At 73.7% G+C, this 13,525-nt stretch carries 11 protein-coding genes; 5 read left to right on the forward strand and 6 right to left on the reverse strand.

All coding sequences use genetic code 11. The features are described from left to right. Positions 1 to 380: 380 nt before the first annotated feature. Genes ACLQ2U_RS13525 through ACLQ2U_RS13535 form a run of 3 tightly spaced genes read right to left on the reverse strand, consistent with a single transcriptional unit; the run spans position 381 to position 3,597 of the window. Positions 381 to 1,457, reverse strand: coding sequence for an alcohol dehydrogenase catalytic domain-containing protein (locus ACLQ2U_RS13525; RefSeq protein WP_425750957.1), 1,077 nt, complete (start codon positions 1,455 to 1,457; stop codon positions 381 to 383). Continuing rightward, complete coding sequence (locus ACLQ2U_RS13530) at positions 1,454 to 2,896, reverse strand: aldehyde dehydrogenase family protein (RefSeq protein ID WP_425750958.1); 1,443 nt, start codon at positions 2,894 to 2,896, stop codon at positions 1,454 to 1,456. Before ACLQ2U_RS13530 ends, ACLQ2U_RS13525 begins: the two co-directional genes overlap by 4 nt. Before the next feature lie 44 nt (positions 2,897 to 2,940). Continuing rightward, entirely contained in the window at positions 2,941 to 3,597 is a 657-nt protein-coding gene (locus ACLQ2U_RS13535) for a TetR/AcrR family transcriptional regulator C-terminal domain-containing protein (RefSeq protein WP_425750959.1), read from the reverse strand. 84 nt (positions 3,598 to 3,681) lie between these two features. Here ACLQ2U_RS13535 and ACLQ2U_RS13540 point away from each other — a divergent pair, with 84 nt between their 5' ends. Next, positions 3,682 to 4,854 carry an acyl-CoA dehydrogenase family protein gene (locus tag ACLQ2U_RS13540; protein WP_425750960.1) on the forward strand — a complete coding sequence of 391 codons (1,173 nt, stop codon included), beginning with the start codon at positions 3,682 to 3,684 and terminating at the stop codon, positions 4,852 to 4,854. Between the two features lie 64 nt (positions 4,855 to 4,918). Here ACLQ2U_RS13540 and ACLQ2U_RS13545 read toward each other — a convergent pair whose 3' ends face one another. Further along, the gene (locus ACLQ2U_RS13545) at positions 4,919 to 6,100 is read right to left on the reverse strand and encodes a hypothetical protein (protein WP_425750961.1); all 1,182 of its coding nucleotides are present in this window, start codon (positions 6,098 to 6,100) and stop codon (positions 4,919 to 4,921) included. A gap of 141 nt (positions 6,101 to 6,241) precedes the next feature. Further along, positions 6,242 to 7,279, reverse strand: a complete 1,038-nt coding sequence (locus tag ACLQ2U_RS13550) for an aminotransferase class V-fold PLP-dependent enzyme (RefSeq protein ID WP_425750962.1) — start codon at positions 7,277 to 7,279, stop codon at positions 6,242 to 6,244. A gap of 108 nt (positions 7,280 to 7,387) precedes the next feature. Here ACLQ2U_RS13550 and ACLQ2U_RS13555 point away from each other — a divergent pair, with 108 nt between their 5' ends. Further along, positions 7,388 to 7,726, forward strand: a complete 339-nt coding sequence (locus tag ACLQ2U_RS13555) for an NIPSNAP family protein (RefSeq protein ID WP_425750963.1) — start codon at positions 7,388 to 7,390, stop codon at positions 7,724 to 7,726. An 81-nt stretch (positions 7,727 to 7,807) separates the two neighbouring features. On the opposite strand, the gene ACLQ2U_RS13560 is transcribed toward ACLQ2U_RS13555, so the two are convergent. Beyond that, complete coding sequence (locus ACLQ2U_RS13560; RefSeq protein ID WP_425750964.1) at positions 7,808 to 9,202, reverse strand: cation:dicarboxylate symporter family transporter; 1,395 nt, start codon at positions 9,200 to 9,202, stop codon at positions 7,808 to 7,810. A gap of 102 nt (positions 9,203 to 9,304) precedes the next feature. On the opposite strand from ACLQ2U_RS13560, the gene ACLQ2U_RS13565 reads away from it, so the two are divergent. The 3 genes from ACLQ2U_RS13565 to abc-f all read left to right on the forward strand — a co-directional run bounded on the left by ACLQ2U_RS13565 (position 9,305) and on the right by abc-f (position 13,519). Then, positions 9,305 to 10,927 (forward strand): ATP-binding protein, encoded by a 1,623-nt coding sequence (locus tag ACLQ2U_RS13565; protein WP_425750965.1) that lies wholly within the window; start codon positions 9,305 to 9,307, stop codon positions 10,925 to 10,927. Next, positions 10,924 to 11,634 (forward strand): response regulator transcription factor, encoded by a 711-nt coding sequence (locus tag ACLQ2U_RS13570; RefSeq protein ID WP_425750966.1) that lies wholly within the window; start codon positions 10,924 to 10,926, stop codon positions 11,632 to 11,634. The genes ACLQ2U_RS13565 and ACLQ2U_RS13570 overlap by 4 nt, the downstream gene beginning before the upstream one ends. Before the next feature lie 247 nt (positions 11,635 to 11,881). Continuing rightward, positions 11,882 to 13,519 carry a ribosomal protection-like ABC-F family protein gene (abc-f, locus tag ACLQ2U_RS13575; RefSeq protein ID WP_425750967.1) on the forward strand — a complete coding sequence of 546 codons (1,638 nt, stop codon included), beginning with the start codon at positions 11,882 to 11,884 and terminating at the stop codon, positions 13,517 to 13,519. The last annotated feature ends 6 nt before the right edge of the window (positions 13,520 to 13,525 follow it).

The raw sequence follows: 13,525 nt of genomic DNA on the forward strand, positions 1-13,525 counted from the left end.
TCCGCAGGTCACCGGCGACGACCGGGTCGGTGACTGGGGTCACAGGGCCGTCGCGTGGAGGAAACCTACGGCGGGTCGCCAGAGTCGAGCCATGTCGGCACCACACACATTCCGACCGGTCGACGCGGGGCCAGCGTACATGGTCGTTCCCTCGAGGGCACTCGGACGGCATCGACGGTGATCAGCGAACGCTGTCCGTGACCGCTCCCATGTGGTCCGGCCACCTGCCGCCGCCCCGCCTCGGGGTGCCGGACCGCCAGGGTCGGGCCGGGGCGACGCCTCATCCGGCTGGACGGCTACGCCACGCTGGTCGTGGCGCTCCGCCCGCCGGCCGGCTGACCCGGTGGCCGCGCCGCCCGGGGGCGGCGCGGCGGTCCCGGTCAGTCCGGAAAGGTGACCACCCAGCGGGCGCCCTCGCCCCGGGCCAGCCGGTCGAACGCGGCCGGCGCCTCGTCGAGGGAGATCAGTCCGCTGATCAACGGGCTGAGGTCCAGCGTCCCGTCGGCGACCTCGCGGGCCAGTGCCGGCACCTCGCGGTCGGGATCGGACGAGCCGTACACCGAGGAGCGCAGCGTCCGGGCGGAGTGGAAGATGTCCAGCGCGGCGAGGCTGACCAGGTCGTCCTTCGCGCCCATGCCGACCACGGTGACCGCTCCCCCGCGCCGGGCCAGCCGCCAGGCCGTCCGGATGGTGGCGGCCCGGCCGACGCACTCGACGGCGTGGTCGACGCCGCGCCCCTCGGTGAGCGCCCGTACCTGCTTCGACAGCCGGTCGTCGGGGACGAGGAAGTCGGTGGCGCCGGCGGCCAGGGCGAGGTCCCGCTTGGCCTCGGCCACGTCGATCGCGACGATCGGGCCGGCGCCGGCGGCCCGGGCGGCGGTGAGCACGGAGAGCCCGACCCCACCCAGGCCGATCACCGCGACCGACTCCCCGGCGGCCACCCGGGCGGTGTTACGGACCGCGCCGGTGCCGGTGAGCACCGCGCAGCCGAGCAGGGCGGCCCGCTCCGGCGCCAGCTCGCCGGGGACTGCGACGACCGCCGCCTGGGGCACCACCACCTCCTCGGCGAACGCACCCAGGCCGAGCGTGACGTGCAGCGGGGTGCCGTCGGCCATCTCGCCGCGCGGCACCGCGGGGGTGGTGTTGGCGGCGCAGAGCCAGGGTTCGCCGTGCCGGCAGAACCAGCAGCGCCGACAGGCCGGCGCCCAGTTGAGCACCACCTGCGTGCCAACCGGCACCCGGGCGCCGGGGCCGGCCTCGGCGACCACGCCGGCCGCCTCGTGGCCGAGCACCAGCGGGTACGCCGGGGCGAGGGTGCCGTTGACCATGGACAGGTCGGAGTGGCAGACCCCGGCGGCGCGGATGCGGACCCGCAGCTCGCCGGGGCCGGGCGCGGGCAGGCGCACCTGCTCGACCCGCAGCGGCGCGCCGGGGCCGCGGGCGACCAGCGCCCTCACCGCTGGATCGCCTTGATCTCGCGGAACTCGTCGATCCCGTGGGCGCCGAGCTCCCGGCCGAGGCCGGACTGCTTGTAGCCACCGAACGGGGCGAGCGGGTTGAATGCGCCGCCGTTGACGTCCACCTGGCCGGTACGCAGCCGCCGGGCGACCGCGAGGGCGCGGTCCGGGTCGGCGGACCACACCGCGCCGGCCAGGCCGTAGCGGGAGTTGTTGGCGATGGCCACCGCCTCGTCGTCGTCGGCGAACGGGATGACCGCGAGCACCGGACCGAAGACCTCCTCCTGGGCCAGTTCGCTGTCCGGGTGCACGTCGGCGAGGACGGTGGGCGCGACGAAGTGTCCGCGCGACGGCAGCGCGGCGTGCGGGCCGCCGGCGACGAGCCGGGCCCCGCCGGAGAGGGCCCGGTCCACGAAGCCCCGGACCCGTTCCGCCTGGGCGGCGGAGACCAGCGGGCCGAGCCGGGTGGCCGGGTCGAACGGATCCCCCGGCCGGTACGCCCCGACAGCCCGGGCGACGAGGTCGAGCGCCTCGTCGTACCGGCTCCGGTGGACCAGCATCCGGGTCCAGGCGGTGCAGGTCTGCCCGGAGTTGAGCAGCGCGTTGCCCACCCCGACCTTGACCGCGGTGGGCAGGTCGGCGTCGGCGAGGATCAGGTTGGCCGACTTGCCGCCGAGTTCGAGGGCGACCCGGGCGATCCGGTCGGCGGCGAGGTGGGCGATCCGCCGGCCGGTGGCGGTGGAGCCGGTGAAGGAGACCAGGTCGACGTCGGGGTGGGCGGCGAGGGCCTCGCCGACCACCGGCCCGGTGCCGGGCACCAGATTGACCACGCCGGCCGGCAGCCCGGCCTCGGCGACCGCGTCGAAGAGCAGGTACGCCGTCAGCGGGGTGAGCTCGCTGGGCTTGAGCACCACGGTGCAGCCGGCGGCCAGGGCGGGGGCGGCCTTGGCGACGACCTGGTGCAGCGGGTAGTTCCACGGGGTGATCGCGCCGACCACGCCGATCGGTTCGCGGACGACGAGGGAGTTGCCGACGGTCTCCTCCACCGGCGGGCGGCCGGCCAGCTCGACCATGGAGCGCAGCACGGTCAGCGGCAGCCCGGTCTGCACCCGGGCGGCGAGCTTGAGCGGGGTGCCGAGTTCCAGGGCGACGGTCCGGGCGATGTCGTCGGCCCGGGCGGCCAGCGCGGCGTGCAGCCGGTCCAGGTGGGCGGCCCGCTCGGCCGGGTCGGTGGCCGCCCAGCCGGGGAAGGCGGCCCGGGCGGCGGCGACGGCCCGGTCCACGTCGGCCGGGGCGCCGGCCGGGACCTGCCCGACGATCTCCCCGGTGGCCGGGTTCTCCACGGCGATCGTGTCGCCGTCGGACGGGTCGACCCAGCCGCCGTCGACGTACAGGTGCCGGCGGACCAGGAGCGCGGGGGGCGCGGCGGCGAGATCCATGTCGTCCTTCGGGGGTGAGGAAACTAGCGCTGGGAGTTTTGACGCTACTCCGAACGGCCGGTCGGCTCCACCGCTGCGGCGCCGCGCGCGTGCTCGGCGACCAGGCCGTGCAGCAGCGCGTCCAGGCCGAGCGCGAAGGCGCCCTCGTCGACGCTGCGCTGGTGCTCGGCGAGCCGGTGCGCCTGGCGCAGGTGCGGGTAGTGCGCGGCGTACAGCTCGGGGTCCTCGACGAAGCCGCGGGCGAACGAGCCGAGCGCCGATCCGGCGACGAAGTACCGCAGCGCGGCGCCGACGTGGGTGGCCCGGGCCGGCGGCCAGCCGGCCTTGACCAGCGCGCCGTAGACGGCGTCCGCCATGGACAGCGCGGCCGGCCGTCGCCCCGGTCCCTGGGCCAGGTACGGCACGACGTTGGGGTGCGCGGTGAGCGCCTGCCGGTACGACCAGGCCCACCGGCGCAGCGCCTCCGGCCAGTCGTGGCGGACGAAGAAGCTGGTGTCCACGGTGGCGGTGACGCTGTCGGCGACCGCGTCGAGGATGGCGTCCCGGTTGGCGAAGTGGTTGTAGAGCGACGGCCCCCGCACGCCGAGCGTGGCGGCCAGCCGTCGGGTGGAGAACGCGGCCAGCCCGCCGGCGTCGATCAGCGCCAGGGCCGCGGTGACGATCCGCTCCCGGGTGAGCACGGGTTGCCGGGGTCGGGGCACGTCGGCTCCTCGGGGGTCTGGACGCCACAAAACTTACACCGCTAGTTTAAGCGGAGACGGCAGCGCGACGGCGGAAGGATCGGCATGGACTTCTCACTGAGCGACGAGGAGCGGGCGGTCCGGGGCACCGTCCGGTCGTTCATCACCCGGGAGGTGATGCCGCTGGAACAGGAGGTGCTGCGCCGCGAGCGGGCGCACCAGCCCGGCCTGGAGCGCAGCGAGCTCCGGGAGCTCCAGCAGAAGGCGAAGAAGTTCGGCTTCTGGGGGCTGGCCACCCCGGAGGAGTGCGGCGGGATGGACCTGCCCGCGGTCATGCAGTCGCTGATCTGGACCGAGCTGGGCCGTACCTTCGTGCCGTTCCGCTTCGGCGGCGAGGCGGACAACATCCTCTTCCACGCCACCGAGGAGCAGAAGCGCGAGTTCCTGATCCCGACCATCGAGGGGGAACGAATCTCCTGCTTCGCGATCACCGAACCGGGGGCCGGCTCGGACGCGGCGAACATCCGGCTCTCCGCCCGCCGGGACGGCGACGACTGGGTCCTCGACGGCGAGAAGACCTTCATCACAGGAGGCAACGACGCGGACTTCGCGATCGTGGTGGCGGTGACCGACCGGGAGAAGGGCGCCCGCAACGGCGGCGCGACCGCCTTTCTGGTGGACCGGGCGATGGGCTGGCGCTCGGAGTTCATCCAGACCATGGGCGAGGGTGGCCCGGCGTCGCTGATCTTCGACGGCATCCGGGTGCCGCACCGCAACATCCTCGGCGAGGTCGGTCAGGGCTTCACGCTGGGCATGGAGTGGATCGGCAAGGGCCGGTACACCATCCCCTCCCACGCGATCGGTATCGCCGAGCGGGTGCTGCAGATGGCCATCGACCAGGCCAACACCCGGGAGACCTTCGGCGCGAAGATCGGCACGAACCAGGCCATCCAGTGGATGATCGCCGACTCGGAGACCGAGCTGGAGGCTGCCCGCTGGCTGGTGCTGCGCTCCGCCTGGACGGTCGACCAGGGACTGGACGCCCGGCACGCCGCCTCGATGGGCAAGCTCTACGGAGCCGGCATGGTCAACCGGGTGGTGGACCGGGTGCTGCAGATCCACGGCGGGATGGGCTACACCCGGGAGCTGCCGATCGAGCGCTGGTACCGGCAGGTGCGGCTGTACCGGATCTTCGAGGGCACCGACGAGATGCAGCGGCTGATCATCTCCCGCGACCTGCTGCGCGGGTACACGAAGATCGGCGGCCATCTGGCCTGAGGCCGGGCGGCCCCGACTCGGCGGGGATGGCCGCGAGAGGTCACGGCGTCGCGGGCCCGGGCCGCTACCGAATGTTGGCGGTGTGGCCCAGCGAGTAGCGGCCGGGCTGTGGCCAGACCGTCAGCCCGTGCGGGCCCCGACCCACCGGAATCCGCGCGAGGAGTCTGCCGTCCGCGGTGCTGAGCGCGTAAACCTCGTCGTGGTAGCGGCCGGAGAGCCAGAGCACCCGGCCGTCCGCGGCGAGCCCGCCCATGTCCGGGCTGCCGCCGCCGGGGATCCGCCAGGTGGTGGTGGGCTTCAGCGTGGCGAGGTCGAGCACAGTGATGGTGCCCGCGTCCCGGTTGGTGACGTACCCGAGCCGACCGTCCCGGCTGAAGTAGATGCCGTGTGCCCCGCGCCCCGTCGGGATGAACCCGGTCTGCCTGGTGGCCCGGCCGTCGAAGACGTAGACGCCGTGGGCACGCATGTCGGCGACGAGGAAGTGCCGCCCGTCCGGGGTGAGCCGGGTGTCCTGCGGCATCCCGTCGGGCGCACGGGGCAGCGGGAACTCCCGCAGGTTGCCGAGCGTGGCGGTGTCCAGCACGAGCATCCGGTTGGCAAACTCGCAGCTCCACAGCATTGTTTTGCCGTCGGCGGAGTAGTCCATGTGGTTGATGCCGCCGCACTGCGGGAACCGGACCGACCGTGTGCGGCGCCAGGTCCGCGGGTCGTAGAGGTCCAGCCGCTGGTACGCCTCGGCGACCACGATCGCCTCCCGGCCGTCCGGCGTGAAGTAGAGGTTGTAGACGTCCTGCAGGTTGACAAACCGCCCCGGTCGGCCGGTCCGCGGATCGACCGGCACCACCCCACCGTCGGGGATACGGCTGGACGCGACGTAGAGCGTGCGCAGGTCGTACGACGGCACAACGTGCTGCGGTTCGGGACCGCCCGGAAACTTCGCCACCACCTTGTAGGTGGCGGGGTCGATCACCCACACGTCGTTGCTGTTGGTGTTCGGCACGTACACCAGGGCTCGGTCGCCACGCACGGCCTCGCTGAGCATGCCCGGCCCCGCATCGGCGTAGACGTTGCCGGCCACGGGCATGCCGGGGAGCAGCGGGCCGAACGGCGCAGGGGACGCGGCCGGCGGACGCGAGCTCCGGGAGGGAGCAGCCGTTCGCTCCTCGCCCTCGGTCCGGGTGCAGGCTGCGGGGCCGGCGAGGAGGATCGCCGCCAGTACGGTGGCGATCCGCGCTCGACTGGGCACGCGCCGACTTTAGCGGCAATTCGGGCAAATCTCCGTCGGTTCGGTCGACACGCGGCCCCACTCTCCGCCGCCGGAGGTGGCCGCTGCCGTGATGTGGCCGCCCGTCGCATGCCGCAGCGCAGGTGGCGGGGCGAGCCCAGCTCAGCCGGTGAGGGCGTCCAGGGCGAGGTCGACGTCCTCCTCACCGGAGTAGAGGTGGAACGAGGCCCGGACCCGTCCGGCGCGCACCGCCGCCCGCACGCCGGCCCGCTCCAGCTTCTCCTGCGCGCCGGGCACCTCCACGGTGACGATCGCGCTCTCCCCCGGCGGCCGGCCCAGTCCGGCAAGGAAGCGGTTGGCCAGCGCGACGTCGTGGTCGCGCACCGCCGGCACCCCGATCTCGGCGAGCAGCTCCAGGGCGGGCGCCGCCCCGACGTAGCAGAACCAGGCCGGGGAGATGTCGAAGCGCCGGGCGTCCTCGGCCAGCCGCAGCGGCGGCCCGTAGTAGGAGGCGTGCGGGTCGCGGCCCGCGTACCAGCCGGCGGCGTCGGGACGCAGCCGGTCGCGCAGCGCCGGGGCCAGGTAGCCGAAGGCGGCGCCGCGGGGCGCCATCAGCCACTTGTACGCCCCGACCGCGACCACGTCGGCCAGGGCGGCGTCGAAGGGCAGCCAGCCGCACGCCTGGGTGGCGTCCACCGCGACCAGGGCGCCATGCGCCCGGGCGGCGGCCACGATCTCGTCGTACGGGGCGACGGCGCCGTCGGCGGACTGCACCAGGCTGAAGGCCACCAGGTCGGTGTCGGCGTCGATCGCGTCGACCAGCCCGGCCAGCGGCACCGTGCGGACCTCGACGCCCCGCTCGGCCTGCACCAGCCACGGGAAGAGGTTGGAGGTGAACTCCTCCTCGGGCACCACCACGGTCGCGCCGGTCGGCAGCGCCGCGGCGTACGGCGCGAGCAGCTGCGACACCGTGCTGCCGATCGCCACGTCCGCCACCGGCACCCCGACCAGCCCGGCGAACGCGGCCCGGGATCGTTCGCCCGCCTCGCCCCAGGCCTCCCACGAGGTACGCCCCACCCGCCAGTCGGCCAGCGCCTCCTGCAGTGCCGCCCAGGCCGGTTCGGGCGGCAACCCGTAGCTGGCGGTGTTCAGCCAGCCGGGCTGCGGCTGCCACAACTTGCGTGCCTGTTCCAGCTCCATTCCGACGACGCTAGTGCGGTCAACCGGCGGCGGTCAGCGCCAATTGAGCGATGGTGGCCCATCGGACGCGGCGGTTACCGTCGGGGTTCCGCCCCTTGGAGGCCGCCGATGATTCTCGAGATCCGCACGTACCGCCTCAGGCCGGGGACGATCGACGAGTTCGTCCGGGTGATGCGCGAGGAGGCGACGCCGTTGCTGGCGCGCTTCGGCATCACGGTGGTGACCGCCGGGGCCTCGCTGGTCCGCGAGGACGGCCACGAGGAGGCGTACCTGATCCGAGCCTTCCCCTCCCTCGCGGTCCGCGACGAGCAGGAGGAGGCGTTCTACGGCAGCGACGCCTGGCGGGACGGCCCGCGCGAGGCGATCCTGTCCCGGATCGAGAGCTACCACACCGTGGTGCTGGAGACCGACCAGTCGGTCGAGGTGCTGGGGCCGCGCCCGTCCTGAGCGCCGAGCCCGGCGACTTGAGACGCGCCCAAGGTCGCGCCGGAGGACTCTCCGGCGCGACCCCGGGTGGTACGAGCCGGCTCAGACCGACGCGCCCACCAGCGCCGGCGGGCGCGGGCCCGGCTCGTCCCCTGCGGGCCGCTCCTCGGCCGGCTCCTCCTCGTCGAGCATGGTCGCCTCGTCGAACGGACGCTGGCCGCTGAGCACCGCCCGGGCCTGGTCGCGGTCGAACTCGCCGGTCCAGGTGCCGACCAGCACGGTGGCCACCGCGTTGCCGGCGAAGTTGGTCAGCGCCCGGGCCTCGGACATGAACCGGTCGATGCCGACGATCAGGCCGACCCCGTCGACCAGGTCGGGCCGGTGCGACTGGAGCCCGCCGGCCAGGGTGGCCAGCCCGGCGCCGGTCACCCCGGCGGCACCCTTCGACGCGATGATCATGAACAGCAGCAGGGAGACCTGCTCGCCGATGGACAGCGGCTTGCCCAGCGCGTCGGCGATGAAGAGCGACGCCATGGTCAGGTAGATCGCCGTGCCGTCGAGGTTGAACGAGTACCCGGTCGGCACTGTGATGCCCACGACCGGCTTGCTCACCCCGAAGTGCTCCATCTTGGCGATCAGCCGCGGCAGCGCCGACTCCGACGACGAGGTGGAGAAGATGAGCAGGAACTCGCGCCCGAGGTAGCCGAGCAGCTTGAAGATCGAGATGCGGGCGACGAACCAGAGCAGCGCGCCGAGCACCACGAAGACGAAGAGCACACAGGTGGCGTAGAAGCCGAACATGACCTGGGCCAGGCTCTTGAGCGCGTCCACCCCGGTCGCGCCGACCACCGCGGCGATCGCGCCGAACGCGCCGATCGGGGCGACCCACATGATCATCGCCAGCACCTTGAAGACGAGCCGCTGGAGCACGCCCACCGCCCGCAGCACGGGCTCGCCGCGGGTGCCCATGGCCTGCACGGCGAAGCCGACCAGCAGGGCGACCAGCAGCGCCTGGAGCACCTCGCCCTCGGTCAGGGCGGAGAAGAGGGTGGTCGGGATGACCCCGAGCAGGAAGTCGACCGTCCCGCCGCTCTCGCCACCGGCGGCGGCCTTGCCCGCGCCAGCCAGGTCCGGGCCCAGGTTCAGGCCGGCGCCGGGGTGGATGAGGTTGCCGACCACCAGGCCGATGGCCAGCGCGACGGTCGACATAACCAGGAAGTAGCCGAGGGCGAGGCCGCCGACCTTGCCGACCTTGGCCGCCTGACGGACGGATCCGACACCGAGGACGATCGTGCAGAAGATGACCGGCCCAATCATCATCTTGATCAGGTTGACGAAGCCGGTGCCGAGGGGCTTCAGCTCCTTGCCGACCTCGGGGGCGGCGAGGCCGACCACGATGCCGGCGGCGACGGCCAGAATGACCGCCAGATAGAGGTACCGGGTCCGGTCCCGGCGGGCGGGCCGGGCGGCCACGGGGGTGGGTGTGGTGGTGTCCATCCCCACAATGTGAAGCGCATCTCAACACAAGGCATCCTTGCGTTCATTCTGTTCACCCGTGTGACTCGCGTTCGAAATCGGGACCTGACCGGTGCGCCACACTTGCGGGCGGAAGCCGAGCGGTACGAGGAGGTGGACGTGGCCCGACGCCAGTGGAGCATCGCGGGGCAGCTGTTCGCCCTCCAGGCCGTGGTGGTGACGCTGCTCGTCCTGGCCGGGGCGGCGGGCGCGGTCTGGCTCGCCCGCAGCGACTCCCGGCAGGCGGCGGAGGAGGAGGTGCTCGCCGTGGCGCAGACCGTGGCCCGCTCCCCCGACGTCCGCGCCGCCCTGACCTCCGCCGACCCGGCGGCCACCCTGCAGCCGTACGCGGAGTCCACCCGGGTGGCGACGGGCACCGACTTCGTGGTGGTGATGGCCCCCGACCGGACCCGGTACTCCCACCCGCACCCCGAACGGATCGGCCAGCCGTTCGTCGGCGAGATCGGGCCGGCCCTCGCCGGCCGGCCGTTCACCACCACCAACGTCGGCACGCTCGGCGAGTCGGTGCGCGCGGTGGTGCCGGTGTACGCCGACGACCGCCGGATCATCGGCCTGGTCTCGGTCGGCATCACCACCCAGGCGATCAACCGCAAGCTGCTCGGCCAGCTCCCGGTGCTCCTCGGGGCCGCCACCCCGGCGCTCGCCCTCGCCGCCACCGGCTCCTGGCTGCTCAGCCGCCGGCTCCGCCGGCAGACGCACGGCCTCGGGCCGGCCCAGATGACCCGGATGTACGAGTACTACGACGCGGTCCTGCACTCGGTGCGGGAGGGGCTGGTGGTGCTGACCACCGACCGCCGGGTGGCGCTGGTCAACGACGAGGGCCGCCGGCTGCTCGGGCTCGACGAGGACGCTGCGGCGACCGCCCGGCCGGTGGCCGGGATCGACCTTCCGCCCGCGGTGGCCGAGCTGCTGGCCTCCGGGCGGGACGCGCACGACGAGCCGGTGCTGGCAGGTGACCGGGTGCTGGTGGCCAACCAGCGGATCACCCGGTTCGAGGGGGCCGCGCTCGGCACCGTGCTGACCCTGCGCGACCAGACCGAGCTGCGCAACCTGGCCAGCGAGCTGGACTCGGTACGCGCGCTGACCGAGGCGCTGCAGGCCCAGACCCACGAGTCGGCCAACCGGCTGCACACCGTGCTGACCCTGGTGGAGCTGGGCCGCACCGACGAGGCCGTCCGACTCGCCACCCGGGACCTCGCGCTGGCCCAGCAGCTGACCGACCGGGTGGTCGGCGCGGTGACCGAGCCGGCGCTGGCCGCCCTGCTGCTCGGCAAGTCGGCGCGGGCCGGCGAGCGCGGCGTGGACCTGGTGATCGACCCGGACTGCCGGCTCGACGACAGCCCCCTGCCCACCGCCGACCTGCTCACCGTCGTCGGCAACCTGGTCGACAACGCGCTGGAGGCGGTGGCCGGCACCGAACCGCCGCGCCGGGTACGCGTCTTCGTCGGCACTGTCGACGCCGAGATCGTCGTCCGGGTCGGCGACAACGGACCGGGGCTGGACCCCGACCGGGTCGCGGACGCGTTCCGGCGCGGCTGGTCGACCAAGAGCGCCGGCCGCGGCCTCGGACTGGCGCTGGTCGGGCAGGTGGTCCGCCGGCACGGTGGCCGCTCCGACGTTGGCGCCTCCGACGGCGGCGGGACCGTGTTCACCGTCCGGCTGCCGATCCGGGAGGGCCGGTCGTGACCGACATCCGGGTGCTGGTGGTGGAGGACGAGCCGCTGCTGGCGGAGGCGCACAAGGCGTACACGGAGCGGGTGCCCGGCTTCGTGGTGGTCGGGGTGGCGCACACCGCCCGGGAGGCGATGGCGGCGCTGCGGCACCGGGCGGGCGAGGCCGTGGACCTGGTCCTGCTCGACTTCCGGCTGCCCGACCTGCACGGCCTGGACGTCTGCCGGGCCCTGCGGGCGGCGGGCAGCAGCGTCGACGTGCTCGCGGTGACCTCGGCCCGGGACCTGGCGGTGGTCCGCACCGCCGTCTCCCTCGGGGTGACCCACTACCTGCTCAAGCCGTTCACCTTCGCCGCCTTCCGCGACAAGTTGGAGCGGTACGCCGACTACCGCCGCCAGGCGCTCGCCGAGGGTGAGGTCGCCGCCCAGCACGAGGTGGACCGGATGTTCGCCACCCTGCGCGGCGCGGCGCAGCACACCCTGCCCAAGGGGCTGGACGTGCAAACCCTGCACCGGGTGCTCTCCGCCCTCGCCGACCGGCCGCGACCCACCCCCGCCGACGCCGGGGCGGGGCTGTCCGCGACCGAGGTGAGCCAGCGCACCGGCATCTCCCGGGTGACCGCCCGCCGCTACCTGGAGTACCTGTTGACCGTCGACCGCGTGGTCCGCACCCCCCGCTACGGCACCCCCGGGCGTCCCGAGGTCGAGTACCGGCCGCGCTGACCGCTCCCGGCGCCCGGCCCCAATCCCGTGGCGCGCGGAAGATCCGTTGTTAGACTCGGCGCAGTTGGGTGTCAACGGGTGAGGGAGACCAGACATGGCGGGTGACGACGACATCTCCGGGTGATACCGGATGTCTTTGGCCGCCGGCCGCCGCGCACCAGCGCCGCCCGGGGCCGAACCGTCGTTTCACCGGTCCCCGTTCGTCGGGCGGCTCCGGCGCGCCCACACCCCATTCGAGGTATCTCGCATGTCCGATGCGTTCATCGTCTGCTCGAACCTGTCCTTCTCCTGGCCGGACGACACCCCGGTCTTCCAGGAGCTGTCCTTCACCGTGCCCGGCGGCCGCACCGGCCCGGTCGCCCCGAACGGCGCCGGCAAGACCACGCTGCTGCGGCTGATCGCCGGGGAGCTGCGGCCCACCGGCGGCAGCGTCACCGTCGACGGGGTGGTCGGCTACCTTCCGCAGACCCTGCCGCTGGCCGGCGATCTCACCGTCGCCGAGGTGTTGGGGGTCGCCCCGCAGCTCGCGGCGCTGCACGCCATCGAGGCCGGCGACGCCAGCGAGGAGCACTTCACCACGATCGGCGACGACTGGGACATCGAGGAGCGCAGCCGCGCCGAGCTGGACCGGCTCGGCCTTGGTGAACTGTCGCTGGACCGGCGGCTGCACACCCTCAGCGGTGGCCAGGTGATTTCCCTCGGCCTGGCCGCGCAGCTGCTGCGGCGACCCGACGTGCTGCTGCTCGACGAGCCGACCAACAACCTCGACCTGGCCGCCCGGCACAAGCTCTACGACGTCATCGAGGAGTGGACCGGCTGCCTGCTGCTGGTCAGCCACGACCGGGCGCTGCTGGACCGGATGGACCGCATCGCCGAGCTGGACCGGGGCGAGATCCGCTGGTACGGCGGCAACTACACCGCCTACGAAGAGGCGGTGCGTGCCGCGCGGGAGGTTGCCGAGAGCAACGTCCGCAACGCCGAGCAGGAGGTCAAGCGGGAGAAGCGGGAGATGCAGCAGGCCCGCGAGCGGGCCGATCGCCGGGCCAGCAACGCCGCCCGGAACCTGAAGAGCGCCGGCCTGCCGAAGATCTTCGCCGGCACCATGAAGCGGGGCGCGCAGGAGTCCGCGGGGCGGTCCCAGGAGACGCACTCCGCCCGGGTCAGCCAGGCCCGGGCCCGGCTCGACGAGGCCGGCCGGGCGCTGCGCGAGGAGGACCGGATCGTCGTGGACCTGCCCGGGACCAACGTTCCGGCCGGTCGTACCGTCTTCTCAGGCCGGGCGATGCGGGTCCGCTTCGATGACCGGGAGCTGTTCGCCGGCGACGGCGCCGACCTGGTGATCCGTGGGCCGGAGCGGATCGCGCTGACCGGGCCTAACGGCGCCGGCAAGTCCACGCTGCTGCGGCTGGTCACCGGCGACCTGGAGCCGGCCGACGGCGAGATCAAGCGGACCGACGGCCGGATCGCGTACCTGTCCCAGCGCCTGGACCTGCTGGACCTGGACCGCACGGTGGCGGAGAACTTCGCCGCGTACGCGCCCGGGCTGCCGGACGCGCAGCGGATGAACCTGCTCGCCCGCTTCCTGTTCCGGGGTGCCGGGGTGCACCTGCCGGTCGGGGTGCTCTCCGGCGGCGAGCGGCTGCGCGCAACCCTGGCCTGCGTGCTCTGCGCCGAACCGGCGCCGCAACTGCTGCTGCTCGACGAGCCGACCAACAACCTGGACCTGGTCAGCGTCTCCCAGTTGGAGAGCGCGCTGGCCGCGTACCAGGGCGCGTTCGTGGTGGTCAGCCACGACGAGCGGTTCTTCGCCGAGATCGGGGTGGAACGCTGGCTGCGGCTGGCCGACGGCCAACTTCGGGAGATCGCGGCACCGGACCGGGACTGAGCCCGG

Origin of the sequence: Micromonospora sp. DT47, assembly GCF_049844475.1 — a bacterium.
GTDB lineage: Bacteria > Actinomycetota > Actinomycetes > Mycobacteriales > Micromonosporaceae > Micromonospora.